The following is a 20,361-nucleotide window of genomic DNA, read 5'->3' as shown; positions in this document are numbered from 1 at the left end:
TTTCGCTCATGTTGTTTCCCGCTCCCGAAGTTCTTTCAGAAGCTCTTTCCCGTGTCGCCGTCGGCCTTGCGAGGCTGAAGGGTATCAACGAAACTGCCGATCTCTCCGATAGCGGCTATGACCTTCAGTTCGACGAATGGGACTGGGAAGTGGGTGTGGGCATTTACGGATTGCTTCGCCATGCCGAGGCGGTTGGCGACAGGTCCCTGATTGACGCGATCGCCCGCTGGTATGAATGGCAGATTGGTCGAGGCTTGCCGCCGCGGCAGGTCAATTCCAGCTCGCCAATGCTGCCGCTCTGCGTGCTGATCGACCATGTCGACAGGCCGGATTGGGAGGAGCTCGTTCGCGACTGGGCGCAATGGTTGGTCACGTCACTGGCCAAAACCGAAGATGGCGGGTTCCAGCACGTCGTCAAGGAGCGGATGAACGATGGCGAGCTCTGGGACGATACGCTGTTCATGACCTGCCTCTTCCTTGCCCGTGCAGGGCAGCGCTTCGGGCGGAAAGACTGGATCGAGGAGGCCTTCTACCAGTTCATGGTGCACGAACGCTATCTTGCCGATCCGGTCACCGGATTGTGGTATCACGGCTGGACGTTCAACGGTCGCCACAACTTTGCGAAAGCCTTCTGGGCGCGCGGCAATTCCTGGATCACCGTTGCCATTCCCGAACTCTTTGGCCTTGTCGACCATGTTCCCGCACATCTCAAGCGGCATCTCGTCTGCATTCTCGGTTCGCAGCTCAAGACGCTCGCGGCTCACCAACTTGAAAACGGGATGTTCAACACGCTTGTCTGCGATCCGACTTCGCCGGAAGAAACCTCCGCCACTGCCGCGATCGCCTATGGCATCCTGCGGGGCATGGATCTCGGGATTGTCGATGAGGGCTATCGGGTCGTTGCGGAACGGGCGCTTCAGGCGGTTCTGACCCGCATCGATGCCAGTGGCATCGTCTTGCAGGTTTCGGATGGTACGCCCATGGGGCACACACTCGAGTTCTACCGTCAGATTCCAAACGTCCCGGCTCCCTATGGTCAGGCCCTCGTCATGCTGCTCCTGGCACGCGCGATGAATGATGCCAAGCAGGCTGCCGACCGGTCGCGAAAGATCTGAAATCCGGCCCTTTGCCGAGGTTTCCACGGTGAAGAAGGCAGCGGCGCGACGCCGCATTGCCTTCGCTCGGCTTTCACTGCATCGTTTTATCGTGGAGTTCTCACGATGAAGGCGACCATGTCCACGCAGGTGACCGTCTGGTTCGACAGCAGCTGCCCTCTCTGCCAGCGCGAGATCGCCCTGATGCGTCGCCTTGATCGACGAGGGGCAATTGAATTCATCGACGCATGCGACCCTCAAGGAAGCTGTCCGATCGACCGCGCGGATCTTCTCGCGCGCTTCCACGCTGAAGAAGGGGGCAAGCTTCTCTCCGGTGCTGCGGCCTTCGCCGCCATGTGGCGTGCCATCCCCCTGTTGCGTCCTATTGGCCTTGTGGCGGGATGGAAGCCTCTGACCCCACTCTTCGACGTCGCCTATCGGCACTTCCTTCGCATCAGGCCACGACTGCAGCGCATGATGGCTTCGTCTTCCGTGTCATGATGTTGTTGCCGACCATCTCCTCAACTGGCACTCCGCGATCCGTTCTCGTTATCACGTGACGTCTTGATGCGTTGATCAGTGGATCTCGACCGAGTTCTTGCAGCAAGTCCTTATTGCATTGCAACACTTCACCGAAGTTATGGTGCCTCCTGCGACTAACGGAGAATGTACGTTCTCCGGCGGATTCGTTACTCCTAGACAATTGTCTATTCCGCCTTGGGACATGGATTGGTGGAATGGACGTGGAGGAAGGGGCGTCCCGGGGGACGTCTCGTCGAGGAAAGGGAGGAGTACTCGTGACGGATAATTCTTCGTCCAACGCTTACTGGTCAGCAAACGTTCGCATCATCTACATCTGCCTGGCGATCTGGGCCGTCGTATCCTACGGGTTCGGCATCCTGCTCCGCCCGGCTCTTTCCGGCATCGCCGTCGGTGGAACCGATCTCGGCTTCTGGTTCGCCCAGCAAGGCTCGATCGTCGTCTTCATCGCGCTGATCTTCGGCTACTCGATGTACATGAACAAGATCGACCGCGAATTCGGCGTCGATGAGCAGTAAGGCGGACCAACAATGGATCAGTATACACTCAATCTGCTGATCGTAGGCGCGTCCTTCGCGCTCTACATCGGCATCGCCATCTGGGCCCGCGCGGGCTCGACGGCCGAGTTCTACGCCGCCAACCGCGGCGTCAACCCGGTCATGAACGGCATGGCAACCGCTGCCGACTGGATGTCTGCAGCCTCCTTCATCTCGATGGCCGGCCTGATCGCCACCGTCGGCTATGGTAACTCCACCTACCTCATGGGCTGGACCGGCGGCTACGTGCTGCTCGCGCTCCTGCTCGCGCCCTATCTGCGCAAGTTCGGCAAATACACGGTTCCGCAGTTCATCGGGGACCGCTTTTACAGCCAGGGCGCACGCCTCACGGCCGTCGTCTGCCTGATCATCATCTCGGTCACCTATGTTATCGGCCAGATGACCGGTGCCGGCGTTGCCTTCTCGCGCTTCCTAGAGGTCGAAGTATCGACCGGTCTCTGGATCGCTGCCGCTGTCGTGTTCGTCTACGCCGTTCTCGGCGGCATGAAGGGCATCACCTACACGCAGGTCGCCCAGTACATCGTTCTGATCATCGCCTATACCATCCCGGCGATCTTCATCTCGCTGCAGCTCACGGGTAACCCGATCCCGTGGTTCGGCCTCTTCGGCACGCATACCGAATCCGCGCTTCCGCTCTTGCAGAAGCTGGACCAGGTCGTGACGGACCTCGGCTTCAACGCCTATACCGCTCAGGGTTCCATGCTCAACATGACCCTGTTCACCCTGTCGCTGATGATCGGTACTGCTGGTCTGCCGCACGTCATCATCCGCTTCTTCACCGTTCCGAAGGTTGCGGATGCGCGCTGGTCGGCTGGCTGGGCGCTGATTTTCATCGCGCTGCTCTACCTGACGGCTCCGGCTGTCGGCGCCATGGCACGCCTGAACATTCTCGACACCATCTATCCGGGTGGCACGCAGCAGGAAGCCGTCCTTTACGAAGAGCGTCCCGACTGGATGCGTAACTGGGAAGTCACCGGTCTCCTGACGTTCGAAGACAAGAATGGCGACGGCCGCATCCAGTACTACAACGACAAGTCGGAAGGCTTTGCTGCCACGGCAACGGAGCGCGGCTGGACTGGCAACGAGCTGACGATCAACAACGACATCCTCGTTCTCGCCAATCCGGAAATCGCACAGCTTCCGGGCTGGGTCATCGGCCTCATCGCCGCAGGTGGTCTCTCAGCTGCTCTCTCGACTGCTGCCGGCCTGTTGCTCGCCATTTCGTCGGCGATCAGCCACGATCTGATCAAGGACTTCCTGAAGCCGGATATTTCCGAAAAGTCCGAACTTCTGGCAGCCCGCATCTCCATGGCCGGTGCAATCCTGGTGGCGACGCTGCTGGGCCTCAACCCGCCAGGCTTTGCCGCGCAGACCGTTGCTCTCGCCTTCGGTCTTGCCGCTGCAACGATCTTCCCGGCGCTGATGATGGGCATCTTCTCGAAGCGCATCAACTCGCTCGGCGCCACGCTCGGCATGGTCGTCGGTCTCGTGGTCACCTGCGTATACCTGTTCACCTATCTGGGCTGGTTCTTCATCGCCGGTACCAACATGCTCGAAAACGTCCCGGCCAACTACCTGTTCGGCATCCCGCCGACGGCATTCGGCCCGATCGGCGCGCTGCTCAACTTCGCGACGGCCTACGTCGTATCGTCGATGACCCAGGCTCCGCCGAAGCATGTCCAGGACCTCGTCGAGTCCATCCGCGTCCCGCGTGGCGCCGGTGCCGCGACCGGTCACTGATACCGATCAATCGGGAGGGGCGAGCCAATCGCCCCTCCTGTCCCTCAAACAGCCAGGGCACTATCGTGCCGCATGAGGGCAAACCGATGAACCAGGCACAGTCCGACGTGCTGGCATTTCTCGAGACAGTCCATCCTTACGACAGTCTTCCGAGAGACGAGATCGAACGGGTCTCGACCCGCTTCCAGGAATTCTCCTTTTCGGCCGGGGCCGAAATCTATCACCGCGGCAATCCGCTGCCGGGTATCTATCTCATCATGGACGGGGCCATAGAAATCAGGGACGCCACCAGTACGGTGGTCTCCGAGCTTGCCCCTCGCAACTCCTTCGGCGAACGCGGCCTCTTGGCCGATGGCTTTGCGGCGACAACCGCGACGGCGCGCAGCGACTGCACGCTGCTGATGCTGCCTGTGGACGAGTTCCGCCGTCTGATGCAGGAACAGGCCGTTTTTTCCCGTTTTTTCACGCGCGGGCGATTTGCGGACAGCCGCCGCGGCGACGTTGCTATCCAGAAAGTCAGCGAGTTGATGTCGCGGCCGCCCATCGTCTGTGCGCCGTCCGACACCGTGCGCTCTGCCGCGGCGCTCATGCGGGAAAGGCATGTTTCCAGCCTCGGCGTCGTTGATGGAACGCGATTCCTCGGCATTCTCACCACACGCGACCTGACTGGGCGTGTGCTCGCAGAGGGGCTCGATCCGGATAAGACTCCGGTTTCCGCCGTGATGACCCCCGACCCGGTCGGTTTGCCCGGCGAGGCGCTGGGGTCAGACATCCTGCATCTGATGCTGGAGAGACGTGTCGGGCATCTGCCGGTGGTCGAAGGCGACCGTCTGGTGGGTATGATTACGCAGACCGATCTCATCCGCTTTCATGCGATCAGCTCGGCGCAGCTGATCCGCGACATTGCGACTGCCGAAACGCCCGAGGCGATGCGGACGATTACGGCGCGGATACCGCAACTGCTTGTCCAGCTCGTTGGCAGCAACAACGCGCACGAAGTCGTCACGCGGTTGATCACCGATATCGCCGACAGTGTCACCCGCCGGCTGATCATGCTGGCCGAGCGGGAGCTGGGGCCGCCGCCGGTCCCGTATGTCTGGCTGGCCTGCGGGAGTCAGGGGCGTCAGGAACAGAGTGGGGTCAGCGACCAGGATAATTGCATCTTCATCGAAGACGGTGTCGAGCCGGAGGAAATGCCCTGGTTCCAGCAATTGGCGGCCAAGGTCAGTCGCGGTCTCGATGTCTGCGGCTACTTTTACTGTCCAGGCGACATGATGGCGACCAATCCGCGCTGGTGTCAGCCGGTTTCGGTTTGGCGCAGTTACTTCCGGGACTGGATCAACAAACCCGACCCGACGGCACAGATGCTGGCCAGTGTCATGTTCGACCTCAGGCCGATCTGCGGCGCTTCGTCCCTCTACCAGGATCTGCAGGCCGAGACCTTGGAAGCAGCGGGCCGAAACTCGATCTTCACGGCTCACATGATCAGCAATTCCTTGAAGCATGCACCACCGCTCGGCCTCCTCCGGGGCTTCGCGACGATCCGCAGCGGTGAACATCGCAACCAGATCGACATGAAGCACAATGGCGTGGTGCCGGTTGTCGATCTCGGGCGCGTCTACGCCCTTATGGGCAGGCTTGCACCGGTCAACACGCGGGCGCGCTTGCTGGCAGCAGAGGAGGCCGGAATCATCTCCGGCGCTGGTGCCCGTGATCTCGTTGCCGCCTACGACCTCATCGCGGACATGCGGCTGCGGAATCAGGTTCGACAGGTAAGAGACGGTCGAAAGCCAGATAACTTTCTGGCACCTTACGATTTCGGTGATTTCGAGCGCGCGCATCTGCGCGATGCCTTCGTCGTCATTCGAACCATGCAATCGGCGCTCGCCAATGGCGGTCGAGCGCCTGTCTGAAGGAATGAAGAATGCTGTTTGAGTTGATCGCGGCGGTGGTTGCTGGCGTTGCCCTGGCAGGCGTGGCGATGCTGTTGCGCTGGTTGAGCCGCGGACTGCTGCCAAAATGGATCGTGCCCGCGACGGCCGGTCTCGGAATGCTCGGCTATGCCGTCTGGAGTGAGTACAGCTGGTTCGATCGGATGAATCTGGCTCTGCCAGGCATCGCCGTCTCCTGGAAAAACGAGCAGACGGCTTTTTGGCGGCCCTGGTCTTACATCGAGCCGGTGACGACCCGGTTCACGGCTGTCGACCTGAAGGGCGTCAAACGCAATCCGAACCAGCCGGCTCTGGTGATGGTCGACATCCTTCTGGTGGCACGCTGGCAGCCGGTTACGCCCGTGAAGGTGGTGTATGACTGCCAGAATGCGCAACGGGCGGATCTGATCGACGGGAGCGTGAGTATCGCGGATGACGGCAGCGTCGTGGGGGCGGAATGGCGCAAGGTGGAGCCTGACGATGCGGCGCTGAAGATTGCATGCGCGGCCGGGTGAGGGAGATATGTTGACGAGGATCAGTCTGCGCGGACGCATCCTTCTGTTCTTCGCGGCTCTGGCGGCCGGTGCCATGGCGGCGCTGGCGGTCGGAATGTGGTTCGGCTACCACCGCGAGGGTAGCCCGGACATGCTCAACGCCTTCATGCAGAGCGCGATTGCAGCCGGATTTCTGATCCTCGCCCTCGTGGCCTGGATCTGGTTTCTGTTCGATACGCATCTGGCTCGTCCGATCGACAAGGTGGCATCCGCGATGCGCGCTCGGGCCCATGCCGATGTCGCACACGATTTTCAGGCAGATGATGCACGTTATCTTGGGGATCTCGCCGAAGCGGCATCGGCCACCGCAGCCACGATTGCCCAGACGCGCGGGGCGCTGGCTGAACAGGTGCAGCGGGAGACGACCCGCCTCTCGTCTGACAAGAACAAGCTAGAGCAGTTGCTGGCGGATGTCCCTCCTGCTGTTCTGCTTTGTACGGGCCGTCATCACCTCGTTTTCTACAACGGCGTCGCCCAACAGATGCTCGCCGGCTCTCAGCGTCCCGTGTGTCTCGACCGGAACGTCTTCGACTATCTCAGCGAGGGCCCGATACGCGACGCGCACAACCGGCTGCTGGAAGGTTCCGACCGGGACGCGGTCGTCGAGTTCATCTGTTTGAGTCCCTGCGGTCGCCGCAGGCTTGCGGGGCGCATGAGACTTGCCAGCGATAACGGCGGCGATCAGGCGGCCTATGTCATGACCCTGAGGGACGTTACGACAGAAGTGGCGGCCTACGCCCGGCGAGATGCGCTTCTTGGTGATGTTTTCCTGCAGGTTCGCCCCGTCGTATCAAATCTGCGCAATGTCTTGCTTTCGCGTGAGGTGGACGTGCGCGGAGAAGACGCGGTGTCGACGCAGATTCAGGTTCTGGACGCGGCGCTTGCCGAACTGGAAGCGCGCTTTGAAAGCTGTCGCTCCGATGGCTGGCCCATGGCGCCGACAGATGCGCGAGAGCTCGCCGGCCAGTTGCGACGCGAACTCGAGGTGCGCAAGCTCTCACTTTCGAGCAATGCTGCCGAACTTGCTGTTCGCTGCAACGCCTTCGACATTGTCAGTCTACTGGCCCACGTCGTCACGCGGATCGGCGAGCAAACCGGTGCCGCCCGCTTCCATCTCGCCATTTCGGAGTCGGCAGGAGCAGCGGATGTCACCGTTACCTGGGAGGGAAGATCCGTTCAACCCGACAACCTTGCTGTCTGGCTGAGTGAGCCGGTTTTCGAAGGTGGGGTCACCTGCGACACAATTCTCAGAGCCCATGGAAATGAGGTCTTGACCGGCAACACCGAGGGCCAACCTGCGATCTCGATGCGGCTGAAACCGATCGAGCGGCTCCATCCGGCAAGTGCGGACATCTCACGGCATGTTGTCTATGACTTCGATCTTCTCTCCCGGTTGCATTACGACAAGCTCTCCGAAGCCCAGATGGACGCGCTGACCTATGTCGTATTCGATACCGAAACCACAGGCCTCTTGCCGGAGCAGGGTGACGAGATCGTGCAGATCGCCGCTGTCCGGATCGTCAACGGGAAGCGTGTCAAGAACGAAGTCTTCGACATGCTGGTCAATCCCGGTCGACCGATTCCCGCTTCAGCTTCGGCGATCCATGGGGTGACGGATGCTATGGTCAAGGATGCGATCAGTGTTCAAGAGGCTGTTCGCCAGTTCCATCGCTTCGCCGAAGGTGCCGTGCTCGTGGCACATAATGCGCCCTTCGATATGGAATTCCTGTCCCGCCGAGAGAAAGATGTCGGGCTGCGTTTTGTCAACCCGATCCTGGATACCGTGCTTGTCTCAGCCACGGCCTTCGGTCAGGCGGAGACCCACACGCTCGATGCCCTGGCCGAGCGACTTGGTGTGGTGATCGCCGAAGAGGACCGGCATACGGCCCTGGGCGACGCGATCGCAACTGCCGATGTGTTCATCAAGCTCAAGGATATGCTGGCAGGCCGAGGGCTGACACGGTTCGGCGAGGTTCTGACGCGGTTGCGCAGCCATCAAAGGCTCGTCCGAGACCTGAACGATCACGCGAGGGTCTCCTGAACCTCAGCCAAGACTGACGCGGTCTCCCCTTCATGCCCTGGGCGATCATCCGGTGTGCCGTCGGCTGTGACAGGTGGATGACAGATTCTTCTGTTAAGCCTTCCTTCACATCTTCCCGTGGAGGCGGGAGAGATGGGACCTGGGAGGAGCAGGCTTTGCCTGGCGCGGACTTGTCCGCAAGCGCATGCTTGCGTTCTCCCCACAGATCATTTGCAAGCGGCACAAGCCGCATTGATGGTGGAGGACTATCTTGAAACACTTCTTTCTCGCATCCTTTCTCGCTGGCGCACTGGCCCTTCCGGCTGTCGCTGCCGACTACACGATCATGGCTCCGGCGGCGCCGGGCGGTGGTTGGGACCAGACGGCTCGCTCGCTGCAGCAGGTGATGCAGGCCGAAGGCATCTCCGGCAATGTGCAGGTCATGAACGTGCCGGGCGCTGGTGGCACGATCGGCCTTGCGCAGTTTGCGAGCCAGCAGAAGGGCAATCCCAACGCCCTGATCGTCGGCGGCTATGTCATGGTCGGCGCGATCCTGACCAACCAGTCGCCCGTCACGCTTGCCGACGTCACGCCGATCGCGCGCTTGACCGGCGAATATCAGGCGGTTGTCGTGCCGGCCAATTCCGAAATCCAGAACATCGGCCAGTTGGTCGAAAAGCTGAAGGCTGATCCGGGTTCCGTTTCCTGGGCCGGTGGTTCGGCCGGTGGTACGGACCATATCGGTGCAGGCCTGATCGCCAAGGCTGCCGGCGTTGATCCGACCAAGATCAACTACATCGCCTATTCGGGTGGTGGCGAGGCGCTTGCTGCGATCCTCGGCGGTCAGGTGACCGTCGGCATCTCCAGCTACGGTGAATTCCAGGCCCAGGTTGCGGCTGGCGCGCTGCGTTTGCTCGCCGTCTCCAGCGCCGAGCGCATTGCCGGTGCGGATGCTCCGACCCTCAAGGAAAGCGGCCTCGACGTGGTTCTGCAGAACTGGCGTATGGTTGCCGCCGCTCCGGGCCTGACCGACGAGCAGAAGGCCGCAATCTCTGCCGACGTCGAAAAGCTCGTGAAGTCTGCCGGCTGGCAGGAAACGCTGAAGACGAAGAACTGGCAGGATACCTATCTTTCGGGTGCTGCTTTCCAGGAACAGCTCACCAAGGATATCGCCGCGACAGAGGAAATCCTCAAAGACATCGGTCTGGTGAAATGAGCTCGGAAGAACGCTCTTCCACAGATCGGTCGCGCCGCCCTGATTGGGCGGCGCTGATCATCGCCCTTGTCCTCGTGGTCATGGCCGGCGTGATCCTTTACGATGTTGCGCGCCTGCAGGGGGGCAACGTCTATTCCGGCATCGGTCCTGCGACCGTACCGAAGGGCATCGCGATCGGGTTGATTGGCCTTGGCGTCTGGACGGTTTTTGCGGCTATGCGTCGGGATTTTCCCGAGCGCGAGCATCAGGAACTGCCGCCGATCCTGTTCATCGTTGCAGGGCTTGCGGCACAGATGATGCTTTTGAAGACGGCAGGCTTTTCGATCGCCACAGGCATCCTTTTCGCGCTGACCGCTGCCGGTTTCGGGAAGCGGAAATTCTGGATCTCGCTGCCCGCCGGCATCGCACTTTCATTCGTCGTTTGGATCGTCTTCGCGCGCTTCCTGCAACTGTCCTTGCCGGCCGGACCGCTCGAACGGCTGTTCTTCTGAGGGGAACCCCGTGAATACGTTTGATTTCCTTCTCCAGGGGCTGGCGATCGCCGCTCAGCCGATCAACCTGTTTTACGCGCTGATCGGCGTCACACTCGGGACGCTTGTCGGCGTGCTTCCGGGCATCGGCCCGGCGCTGACCGTCGCCCTTCTTCTGCCTGTCACCTATCAGCTGGATCCAGCGGGATCGCTGATCATGTTCGCGGGCATCTATTACGGCGGCATGTATGGCGGCTCGACGACCTCGATCCTGCTCAACACGCCTGGCGAGAGCGCATCCATCGTGACTGCGCTGGAGGGCAATAAAATGGCCCGCGCGGGGCGTGGCGGCCCGGCACTTGCGACGGCCGCCATCGGTTCCTTCGTGGCCGGTCTCCTGGCGACAATCTCGCTTGCCTTCATCGCGCCCTATGTCGTCAAGTTCGCCCTGTCCTTCGGTCCTCGCGAGTATTTCGCGCTGATGGTTCTGGCCTTCGTGACGGTGTCCGCCGCGTTCGGTGATTCCACTCTGCGTGGTCTGACCGCCCTGTTCATCGGTCTTGCCTTCTCTATCGTCGGTATCGACCAACTGACAGGGCAGACGCGGTTGAGCTTCGGCGTGCCGGATCTCCTCGATGGCCTTGAGGTCACCACGCTTGCCGTCGCCATGTTTGCGATCGGCGAGACGCTTTACATTGCGGCTCAAGGCGCCCGTGCGCCCGAGAAGGTCGAGGCTGTGCGCGGCTCGCTCTGGATGAACAAATCCGACTGGAAACGCTCGTGGAAGCCTTGGCTTCGCGGAACCGCAATCGGCTTTCCGATCGGATCCATGCCGGCGGGTGGTGCCGATGTCTCGAGCTTCCTGTCCTACTCCGCGGAAAAGCACTTCACTAAGCATCCCGAAGAGTTCGGCAAGGGTGCCATCGAAGGCGTCGCCGGGCCCGAGGCTGCCAACAATGCCTCGGCTGCCGGTACGTTGGTACCGTTGCTGACACTTGGCCTGCCCACGACGGCGACCGCTGCGATCATGCTTGCGGGCTTCCAGCAATTCGGTCTGCAGCCCGGGCCGCTGTTGTTTGCGACCAATCCGCAGCTCGTCTGGGGGCTGATCGCATCCCTGCTGATCGCCAACTTCATGCTGCTGGTGCTGAACCTGCCGCTGATCGGGCTCTGGGTGCGTCTGCTCACCATCCCGAAGCCCTGGCTCTATGCGGGTATCCTGGTCTTTGCGACGCTCGGCACGATCGGTGCCAATCCGTCGGTGTTCGAACTCGGCCTGCTTCTGACGTTCGGCGTGCTCGGTTATGTCATGCGCGTCTTCGGCTATCCGATTGCGCCTGTCATTGTCGGCCTGATCCTCGGTCCGATGGCGGAGCAGCAACTGCGTCGGGCGCTGTCGATCAGTCAGGGCGATCCGACCGTTCTTGTGACCTCGCCCATAGCAGCGGTTTTGCTGCTGCTGGCGGCTATTGCGCTCTTCGTGCCGATGATCCTTCGGGCGCGGGGTAGGGGCAAGGTTCTGGCCCAGGTCGCGGCGAGCGAGGACTGATCCTTAAACTTCCATGTTCTGATGCAGGATCAAGTTAACTGGGCCTGCATCGGCTGCATGGCTGGCCTGACTTTCCGTCCATTGTAATCCGATGGGCGGAGTATCATCTTGTGCTTGCAAACAAGAAAGCGAGCAAAGAAATGTCTAGCCTCCGCAAGTCCATCCAGCAGGGTTTCCTCGGTCGTGCATTCGCCGTTCTCGGTGCAGCAAGCTCCGCAGCGGCTGCTGTCGAAGGACATCGTCGTCCGAAGGATCATCACCTGAAGACGCTCGGCATCAATCCTGCCGACTTCCCGCGTTACTGATCCGACTGCTACTGGCAAGCGCTTTTCGGCCTTGCCAGGGAGCGAGCAACAAGCTCAGAAATCATCAGAGACAGTCAGAGCGTCCCTTCCGGGCGCTCTTTGTCATTCGGCCCAGCGCCAGGTCGTGAAAGCGGATGATCTGCTATCGGCCGAGCCGCTCTGCCGAGGCAGTCAGTGCTATGCTGACGCCGCCCGGTCGCCACTCGAAATCGATGGAGCCGCCCAATTGGTGAGTCGCACTGGTGCGAGCGAGCTTGCTGCCAAAGCCTTCCTGGCTTGGAGCACTGATCAGAGCCTGCGTGACGTTTTCCTGCCATTGCAAATTGAGCCGGTTGCCGTCCATTTCCCACAACACGTCCAATCGGCCATTGGCATCGCGAAATGGCCCGTATTTCGCGGCGTTTGTCGCCAGTTCGTGAAAGATGAGGGCGAAGCTCGTTGATGCATGCGGACCAAGCCGAAGCTCCGGTCCCGTCAACGAGACCTGGCGCTCTCGATCAGACAGATGCGGCGACAGAATCTCCTCCAGAAGGGCGTGAAACGCGACTGTCTCCGCTCCCGTTGATCCTGCCATGATAGCCGGCTGGATCAACTGATGGGCTTTGGCCAATGCCTGCAATCTCCCGTGGAGGGATTGTGCCATGGCGCTGACCGAATGCGAGGATCTGGCCGTCATGTTGATCATGCCGGAGGTGATGGCAAAGAGGTTCTTCACGCGATGATTGAGCTCGCGCAGGAGAAGCTGACGTGCCTCTTCGGCCACCTTCAGGTCATGAATGTCGGTGCAGGTGCCGTACCAGCGAATGATCTCGCCGTTGTCGTCGCGAACACATTGGGCGCGTCCGATAACCCAGCGATAGGCGCCTGACCGATGCCGGAGCCGGTACTCGACATGGTAGGGCTCTCCTGTCTCAAGGCTGAACTGCCATTTGGCCCAGGTTTCCTCGCGATCATCCGGGTGAAAGACCGTCTCCCATTCCGCTCCGTCCGTCTGGCCCTCCGGCACTCCGGTGTATTCGTACCAGCGTTGATTGAAGTAGTCGTGGTAGCCGTCCGCCCGTGTGGACCAGATCATCTGGTCGATCGAATTGACGATCGCTTCAAAGCGCTGCTCGCTTTCCCGCAGCGCGGCCATGGCCGTGGCGGCCTCGGTTACGTCCGAGGCCTGGATGAATATGCCCGCTGGCTCGCCGGCCGCATCGGTGACAGGCTGGAAAACGAAATCCACATGCCGGTGCTGACGTTCGCCCTCTGGCAAAATGAACTCGACAGGAACTGCAGTGCCCTTATAGGGCACGTTCGTCGCATAAACGGTGTCGAGAAGATCGACAAAGCCCTGGTCTTTGACTTCCGGAAGGGCGTCTGCGACCGTGCGCCCAACAAGGTTCGAGCGCTGCACCAGCGCTTCGTAGGCCGGATTTACGAGCTTGAAGACGTGGGTCGGACCTTCGAGTATGGCGATCGCCGCCGGAGCCTGAGCAAATAGTCGACCAAGACGGGCGAGCTCTTCCTGAGCCTCGCGTCTGGCTAAGACGGCAGCGGTCGTCTCGTTGCCCTGGTTGAAGATGCCGCAGATCGTTCCGTGTTCATCGCGGATCGCGGTGAAGCTGTAATTCCAGTAGCTTTCCGTCTGCACGCCGTTGCGCATCATCGGGAGATGCTGGTCGTAGATGGACAGGCCCTTGCCCGTGCTTGCCACACTGGCAAACTGCGGTCCCACGACTTTCCAGATGTCGGACCACACTTCTGCGGCCGGGCGCCCCAGTGCCCACGGATGCCGCTCGCCAGGAATGTGAGACCAGCTGTCGTTGTACAGCAGACGAAGTTCAGGACCCCAGTATATGGCTGTCGGGAAGCTTGAGTTCAGGCAGATGGACAGTGCCGAGCGAAGTGCGGCCGGCCATGTTTCTATCGGCCCCAGACCATCCGACCAGTCGCGAGCCAGGATGAGGTCCGCCATCTGTCCGCCGTTTCTGAGAAAGCCGGGTATGGCGTGTTGCTGCTCGTCCTTGGACATCAATTCCGTTGCCTTGAGCTTCGCGTTTCGGCCTGTCTAATGTCAAATATGCTAAACAGGTAGTCGTGTCCATTGTCACCGCACTGCCTGAAATGGGGAGCCTCCTGGCGTGGAGCGGTGGTTGGACGGTTCGGCATTTTTTCGCTACGGCCTGGAACTTTATGGCGTCGCGTGCGTTTTGGCGCGAAGCCTGATCAGGACTAGGTGTGAATGTCAGACCAAAATTCCTCGCGGCGTGACGCAAGAGACGCCGGCGACCGCCTCCTTGCTTCCCATCCCTCGGAAGATCCCTTCGCTGCGGCCTTCAAGGCAACGCGCATGCCGATGCTGATTACCGACCCGAAACAACCCGACAATCCGATCATTTTCTGTAACCACGCCTTTTGCAGTCTGACCGGATACAGCTCGGAGGAGTTGATCGGCCGAAACTGCCGCCTGTTGCAGGGCCCGGAAACCGAGAGCAGCGCAGTTGCCCGGCTTCGGGAAGCCATCGCCGCAGAACGTGATATTGCCATCGACATCCTGAACTACCGGAAAGACGGAACACAGTTCTGGAACGCTTTGTTTGTCAGCCCTGTCCGAGATGCGGCCGGCGATGTGGTCTATTTCTTTGCATCCCAGCTTGATTTCACCACGATCAAGAGCAAGGAATTGGACCTGGCAGAGGCACGTCAATCCGCCGAGCGGGAAGTGGCAAGGCGCACCCATGATCTGTCGGAGGCGCTGAAGGCGCAGACGCTCCTGGTGCATGAGGTTGATCATCGAGTGAAGAACAACCTTCTCACCATTGCCTCGATCGTGAAGCTGCAGGCACGGATGTCAGAAAGCGACCTGGTGAAGCGGACCCTGTTCTCCGTGCTCAATCGGGTGGAGGCGCTGAGCACCGTACAACGCAAGCTGTTTACCAGCAGCGATCTCGGCCGGTTTGACGTCTCCGACTTCGCCAAGGATCTGATCGAGGATCTATTGGGCGCGCTGCGGCGAGATGACATCCGGGTCAGCACAGACCTTTCTCCCGTGCTCGTTCCGGCGGTCAAGGCCTCGCCGCTTTCCCTGATCATCAACGAACTTGTGCTGGATGCGGTGCGTCGCGGGCTAAGCGACGGCGGCGGTGACATTCATCTGGAGGTGAAGCGGACCAATGGTCATTTCCTGATCCGGGTCACGGATACGACAAAGCCGGTCTCAGTCAATCCGGAGGAGGAGGCCTTTGGTCTGTTGATGCTCGAAACCTGCGCCAAGCAGCTTGGAGCGGAGATTCGTCGCGAGGTCGACGGCCATCGCACGGACGTGCTCGTCACCATGCTCGTCGAAGAGATGAAGGATACCGACACTTGAAGATCATGATTGTCGAAGATGAAGCACTTCTTGCCCTCGAACTGGAGCTAGAGGTCGAGGCTGCGGGTCATACGGTTGTCGGCACTGCGGCGTCGCGCAAGGCGGCTTTCGAGATCATTGAGCAATCGCTGCCCGAGTTTGCCTTTGTGGACGTTCACCTCGGCGATGGCCCGTCGGGTATCGAGATCGGCCGGCACCTGGCGGAAAGGCACATCCCGTTCGTCTTCGTCACGGGCAACATAAAGCGCATACCCGAGGATTTCGTAGGTGCCATCGGCGCGATCGAGAAGCCATACACCATGAACGGGCTGCAGAACGCGCTTGCCTACATCACTCGCAAGGTGGCTGGTGGCGAAACTGGCACACCGCCTTCCGGTCTCATCCTGGCAGCGACCCGTTGTCTTCATCAAAATGATGCCAGCTGACACTGCTGACGAGGTCCACCACCGAAAGGCTGGTAGGTGTTGTCGCTCGACCGGTAAGAGCGATAGCGGTCCATGCAGGCATTCACCTGTGACTCATTCACCGTGAGACCCGTTTCCGCGTGGCTTGCGCTGACGTTGATCACCTCCATCTCGTCTTCGCGGACGTCCGCCATGACCTCGACCTGGAATGGCGAGTTGCAGGGCCGAACAGTGCCGCTGAAGCTTCGATAGGTGTTGTGAACGGGGTCGTAAGAGCGATACCGCGCTTCACACCAGGAAAGATGTTCCGGCGGTAAGGTATCGGTGCCGAAGCCAGAGGTCGCTTCGTCGATTGCGGATGTCACGAGGATATCGATGTCTCCGACTTGATAATTCGCGTCGGAACTGGCGGTGGCGGCACCCTCCTGGGATTGGCGAACCGACGGTTCGCTCATGACTACATGGCTTGCATAACGTGGCGGCAAACGCTCAAGGTCCTGGGCAGACCTGTCGATACGAACAGGTTCCATTGTCCAGAGATCATCGATGTCGAGGCCGGTAAAGCGATGAGGATCCTCCTCCGGTGCGAGCGCCGCCGAGGCGAGCACCACGCCGCCAATGACCATTCCGGCAGCAAGCGCGGATGCTGTGAGCAGTTCCAGAAGCGGTTTCATCGGGATCTCCATGCGTCGTTTGTAACGGGAAATGAAATTCCCCTTCGACGGTTCCCGATGAAACTTCGCTGGAGATCCTTTGAACGGTGGTGTTGGCTGGTGACGACGTGGTCCGTCAGTGATTGTGGCGCGGTGGCGTCTTCGAAATCTGGCGGAACTCCTCGGCCGAGCGGATGGTCGCGCCATCGGCAAGCTGGGTGACAGTCTGCCGGTAGAGGCGTTGCCACGGCGTAGCATCCTTCGGCACGGGCGGTATGCCTTCTGCCTTGCGCCTTGCGATCTCTTCCTCGCCGACCAATGCGTCACAGCGACCCTGATTGAGGTCGATGCGGATGACATCACCGGTGCGCACCCAGGAAAGGCCACCACCTGCTGCACTTTCCGGAGAGGCATTGAGGATCGACGGGCTGTCGGCGGTGCCGGACTGGCGGCCGTCACCGATTGTCGGCAGGCTGAGAATGCCGCGCTTGATCAGATGATCCGGCGGCTGCATGTTCACCACTTCTGCCGAGCCCGGCCAGCCAAGTGGTCCGGCACCGCGGATGACGAGGATGCAGTCCTCGTTGATGTCGAGGGCCGGGTCATTGATCCGCTTGTGGTAATCCTCCGAGCCATCGAAGACGATCGCACGGCCTTCGAAAACGCCTTCACGGCCTTCCTCCTGCAGGTAGCGCTGGCGGAAGCCCTCGGAAATGACGCTGGTCTTCATGATCGCGAAGTCGAAGAGATTGCCTTTGAGCACGATGAAGCCGGCGCGTTCGCGCATCGGCTCGCCATAGGGCTTGATCACCTCCCGGTCGGTTGCCTCTCGCCCTTCCAGGTTTTCGGCGATGGTGCGTCCGGTGACCGTACGACAGGATCCCTCAAGCTTTCCGGCCTGCATCAGTTCCCACATGATCGCGGGCACGCCGCCGGCGCGGTGGAAGCGTTCGCCGAGATAGGCGCCGGCCGGCTGGACATTGGCGAGAAGCGGAATGTCGTAGCCGTGGATCTGCCAGTCTTCGGGCTGCAATTCGACCCCGGCATGTTTGGCCATCGCCATCAAATGCGGCTGGGCATTGGTGGAGCCTCCGATGGCGGAATTCACGCGGATGGCATTGAGAAAGGCCTCGCGGGTCAGAATGTCCGACGGTCGAATATCCTTGAGCACCAGTTCGACGGCCCGTCTGCCGGTGCGGTAGGCCATCTGGCCGCGCTCTCGATAGGCAGCGGGGATTGCCGCGCAGCCGGTCAGCGACATGCCGAGTGCCTCGGCGATCGCGTTCATCGTCGAAGCGGTACCCATGGTGTTGCAATGGCCGGGCGACGGGGCGGAATCGAGCGCACGTTCGAGGAATTCCTCACGGCTGATCTCGCCGGCGGCATACTTGCGACGCGAGCGCCAGATGACAGTGCCCGACCCGACAAGCTCGCCGTCGTGCCAGCCGTCGAGCATCGGACCCCCGGACAATACGATGGCCGGGATGTCGACCGTGGAGGCGGCCATCAGGGCCGAGGGCGTGGTCTTGTCACAGCCGGTCGTCAGGACGACCCCGTCGAAGGGATAACCGTAGAGGAGTTCGACGAGCCCGAGATAGGCGAGATTGCGATCGAGGGCGGCGGTCGGTCGCTTGCAGTTTTCGAACAGCGGATGGGACGGAAATTCGATCGGGATGCCGCCTGCGTCGCGGATGCCGTCGCGGACGCGCTTGGCGAGTTCGAGGTGGTGGCGGTTGCAGGGATTGATGTCGGAGCCCGACTGGGCGATGCCAATGATCGGTTTGCCGGACCTCAGCTCCTCCGGCGTGGTGCCGTAGTTCATGAAGCGCTCAAGATAGAGCGCGGTCATGTCGAGATGATCGGGATTGTCGAACCAGTCTTGAGAACGCAATCGGCGCTTCGGCTGTTCAGTCTCACTCATTGTCGGCACCTTTGCGGCGGTTGATCTTTTCGAGATGAAGAAGAAAGGCGCTGTGATCCAGGTCGCCGTTTCCGTCTGCCACGAAGGCATCGAAGGCGTGGCGAACATCTGAGGTCAAGGGCAGGTCGAGGCCGTATGCTTCAGCCATCGCGGCCACTGCATTCAGATCCTTCAGTTGCAGGCGAGACGGGCCGCCCGGCTCAAACCGGCGGTCGACCATGCGCTGGCCATGCAGGTCCAGGATCCGGCTCTCGGCGAAACCGCCGCGGATCGCCTGGCGAAACCGTTCGCGTGAGGCTCCCCCTGCTTCGACCAGCATCATGGCCTCCGCCACCGCGCCGATGGTGATTGCCACGATCTGCTGGTTGGCGAGCTTGCAGATCTGGCCGGCGCCCGAAGGTCCGACATGGGTGACACGTCCGAGCGGTGCAAAGACTTCGGCCAAAGCCTCGACCGCAGCCTCGTCGCCGCCGGCCATGATGGCGAGCGTTCCGGCTTCTGCTCCGACGACGCCGCCTGAAACAGGAGCATCGAGATGGACGATGTCGCGCTCGGCCAGCCGGCGGGCGTGTTCTCTGGCAATCGGCGGCGCGATCGAGGATGTATCGATAACGGCCGCGCCCTTTTTCAGGGCGGCGGCGGCTCCTCGGGCGAAGAGCACATCCTCCACAGCGCAGCCGTCCGAGAGCATGGTGAAGACAATATCGGCATCTGCCGCGGCCTCTGCCGGGCTTTGGGCGAGCTTTGCACCGGCTGCCCGCAGCGGCTCTGCCTTGCCAGGATCGCGGTTCCAGACGGTGACCGGAAAGCCTGCGCCCAGCAGCCGCCGCACCATGGGGGCGCCCATCAGTCCGGTGCCGAGAAAGGCAATCTGCCTCGTTCGTTGAGCGGTCACAGCTTTCCTCCGAGTTCGTCCTCGATATGGGCACGGATGATTTCGTCGAAGGAGGTTTCGGCCGTGAAACCGAGGGCACGGGCACGAGTGGCTTCGAAGCCGGGCGCCCAGCCGGCGCAAATGCGCATGATCATCTCATCGGGTTCGTGGCGAATGAGTTTTACCGCGTTTTCACCGGCGACGCGGCGTAGCGCCTCGATCTGCTCGCCAACGGTGGCACTCAGCCCCGGCATCGAGAGGTTGCGGCGCGGTCCAACCTCTTGCAGATCGATCGTTGCCCCGTGAAGCAGGAATCCGACGGCGGAGCGCGGTGAGGCATGCCAGTGGCGGACATCCTCGCCGACCGGGAGCACGGCTTCCTGGCCAACCAGTGGCTCGCGCAGGATGTTGGAAAAGAAGCCGGAGGCGGCCTTGTTCGGCTTTCCGGGACGGATGCAAATCGTCGGCAGCCGGATGCCGATGCCGTCGAAATACCCCTTGCGCGAATAGTCCGACAGCAGAAGCTCGCAGATTGCCTTTTGCGTGCCGTAGCTTGTCAGGGGCGTAGTGTGGAAGTCGTCGGGGATGGGGAAGGGCAGAGGAGCACCGACGACGGCGATCGACGAGGTGAAGACAAGACGTGGACGATAGCCGTCCACCATATGGGCGAGGCGGATGGCCTCAAAAAGATGCCGCGTTCCGTCGAGATTGATCTTGTAGCCTTTCTCGAAGTCGAGTTCCGCTTCTCCAGACACGATGGCGGCTAGGTGGAAGATCACATCCGGACGGGCGGCAATCAGGCGATCGGCTGCCGCTGGTTCCGACAGGTCGAGCGTCTCGATCGCGACCGTGCCGGTAAATCCAGTCGGGACGTCTGCCGGTATGACATCAGCGAGTGTCATGGCAGTGACTTCACGACCCTGCAGCCCGCCGTCTCGTGTCAACCTCTGTGCGAGCTTGCGCCCGACCATACCGGCTGCACCAATCACCAGAATATGCATGCGATGAACTCCTCCCGTGCCATTCTTCGACCCGACGCGCCTGTGCACAAGGGGCCCATTGCAAAAACTAATTGTAAGGTTGTCTGATAACCTTATATCGTTCGCATGAAAACCGAATTCTGGGCTTGCGCGATGCGAGCCGCCAAAGGGGATACCGATAGTGCTGGAAAGCCCGAG

At 61.0% G+C, this 20,361-nt stretch carries 18 protein-coding genes; 13 read left to right on the top strand and 5 right to left on the bottom strand.

From position 1 onward, the window contains the following. Nucleotides 1–8: 8 nt before the first annotated feature. The 11 genes from H6M51_RS19655 to H6M51_RS19605 all read left to right on the top strand — a co-directional run bounded on the left by H6M51_RS19655 (nt 9) and on the right by H6M51_RS19605 (nt 11,976). Nucleotides 9–1,115: a glycoside hydrolase family 105 protein gene (locus tag H6M51_RS19655; RefSeq protein WP_185811492.1), complete on the top strand. Its 1,107-nt coding sequence runs from the start codon at nt 9–11 to the stop codon at nt 1,113–1,115. Nucleotides 1,116–1,220: 105 nt separating this feature from the next. Further along, a complete protein-coding gene (locus H6M51_RS19650) occupies nt 1,221–1,595 on the top strand; it encodes a thiol-disulfide oxidoreductase DCC family protein (protein ID WP_246780592.1) in 375 nt (124 codons plus the stop codon). A 296-nt stretch (nt 1,596–1,891) separates the two neighbouring features. Continuing rightward, complete coding sequence (locus tag H6M51_RS19645) at nt 1,892–2,152, top strand: DUF4212 domain-containing protein (RefSeq protein ID WP_185811491.1); 261 nt, start codon at nt 1,892–1,894, stop codon at nt 2,150–2,152. Between the two features lie 12 nt (nt 2,153–2,164). Then, entirely contained in the window at nt 2,165–3,931 is a 1,767-nt protein-coding gene (locus tag H6M51_RS19640; RefSeq protein ID WP_185811490.1) for a sodium:solute symporter family protein, read from the top strand. Between the two features lie 86 nt (nt 3,932–4,017). Beyond that, nucleotides 4,018–5,844, top strand: coding sequence for a DUF294 nucleotidyltransferase-like domain-containing protein (locus H6M51_RS19635; protein WP_185811489.1), 1,827 nt, complete (start codon nt 4,018–4,020; stop codon nt 5,842–5,844). Nucleotides 5,845–5,855: 11 nt separating this feature from the next. Next, nucleotides 5,856–6,377, top strand: coding sequence for a hypothetical protein (locus H6M51_RS19630; RefSeq protein WP_185811488.1), 522 nt, complete (start codon nt 5,856–5,858; stop codon nt 6,375–6,377). 10 nt (nt 6,378–6,387) lie between these two features. Continuing rightward, nucleotides 6,388–8,457, top strand: coding sequence for a 3'-5' exonuclease (locus H6M51_RS19625; protein ID WP_210314875.1), 2,070 nt, complete (start codon nt 6,388–6,390; stop codon nt 8,455–8,457). Between the two features lie 250 nt (nt 8,458–8,707). Further along, nucleotides 8,708–9,652: a tripartite tricarboxylate transporter substrate binding protein gene (locus H6M51_RS19620; protein ID WP_185811486.1), complete on the top strand. Its 945-nt coding sequence runs from the start codon at nt 8,708–8,710 to the stop codon at nt 9,650–9,652. Next, nucleotides 9,649–10,143, top strand: coding sequence for a tripartite tricarboxylate transporter TctB family protein (locus H6M51_RS19615; protein ID WP_185811485.1), 495 nt, complete (start codon nt 9,649–9,651; stop codon nt 10,141–10,143). The genes H6M51_RS19620 and H6M51_RS19615 overlap by 4 nt, the downstream gene beginning before the upstream one ends. Nucleotides 10,144–10,153: 10 nt before the next feature. Then, nucleotides 10,154–11,671, top strand: a complete 1,518-nt coding sequence (locus tag H6M51_RS19610; RefSeq protein WP_185811484.1) for a tripartite tricarboxylate transporter permease — start codon at nt 10,154–10,156, stop codon at nt 11,669–11,671. A 140-nt stretch (nt 11,672–11,811) separates the two neighbouring features. Further along, nucleotides 11,812–11,976: a hypothetical protein gene (locus H6M51_RS19605; RefSeq protein WP_113460508.1), complete on the top strand. Its 165-nt coding sequence runs from the start codon at nt 11,812–11,814 to the stop codon at nt 11,974–11,976. 142 nt (nt 11,977–12,118) lie between these two features. Here the strand turns inward: H6M51_RS19605 and H6M51_RS19600 are convergent, their stop codons facing one another. Continuing rightward, nucleotides 12,119–13,993, bottom strand: coding sequence for a sensor histidine kinase (locus H6M51_RS19600; RefSeq protein ID WP_246780591.1), 1,875 nt, complete (start codon nt 13,991–13,993; stop codon nt 12,119–12,121). Nucleotides 13,994–14,203: 210 nt separating this feature from the next. On the opposite strand from H6M51_RS19600, the gene H6M51_RS19595 reads away from it, so the two are divergent. Next, nucleotides 14,204–15,331 carry a PAS domain-containing protein gene (locus H6M51_RS19595; protein WP_185811483.1) on the top strand — a complete coding sequence of 376 codons (1,128 nt, stop codon included), beginning with the start codon at nt 14,204–14,206 and terminating at the stop codon, nt 15,329–15,331. Further along, nucleotides 15,328–15,756 carry a response regulator gene (locus H6M51_RS19590; protein ID WP_185811482.1) on the top strand — a complete coding sequence of 143 codons (429 nt, stop codon included), beginning with the start codon at nt 15,328–15,330 and terminating at the stop codon, nt 15,754–15,756. Before H6M51_RS19595 ends, H6M51_RS19590 begins: the two co-directional genes overlap by 4 nt. Here H6M51_RS19590 and H6M51_RS19585 read toward each other — a convergent pair. From H6M51_RS19585 to denD, 4 genes are all read right to left on the bottom strand, one after another. Further along, nucleotides 15,738–16,409, bottom strand: coding sequence for a BA14K family protein (locus H6M51_RS19585; protein ID WP_185811481.1), 672 nt, complete (start codon nt 16,407–16,409; stop codon nt 15,738–15,740). The two genes, H6M51_RS19590 and H6M51_RS19585, sit on opposite strands and share 19 nt — an antisense overlap. A 115-nt stretch (nt 16,410–16,524) precedes the next feature. Continuing rightward, nucleotides 16,525–18,309, bottom strand: coding sequence for an IlvD/Edd family dehydratase (locus tag H6M51_RS19580; RefSeq protein WP_185811480.1), 1,785 nt, complete (start codon nt 18,307–18,309; stop codon nt 16,525–16,527). Next, on the bottom strand, nt 18,302–19,204 hold the full coding sequence (locus H6M51_RS19575) for an NAD(P)-dependent oxidoreductase (RefSeq protein WP_348644542.1): 903 nt from the start codon (nt 19,202–19,204) through the stop codon (nt 18,302–18,304). The genes H6M51_RS19580 and H6M51_RS19575 overlap by 8 nt, the downstream gene beginning before the upstream one ends. Then, entirely contained in the window at nt 19,201–20,184 is a 984-nt protein-coding gene (denD, locus tag H6M51_RS19570; protein WP_185811479.1) for a D-erythronate dehydrogenase, read from the bottom strand. Before denD ends, H6M51_RS19575 begins: the two co-directional genes overlap by 4 nt. Nucleotides 20,185–20,361: the final 177 nt, after the last annotated feature.

This window comes from Rhizobium sp. AQ_MP (assembly GCF_014237835.1).
In the GTDB taxonomy this organism is placed as follows: Bacteria; Pseudomonadota; Alphaproteobacteria; order Rhizobiales; family Rhizobiaceae; genus Allorhizobium.
This window is presented reverse-complemented; position numbering and strand designations above follow the sequence as displayed.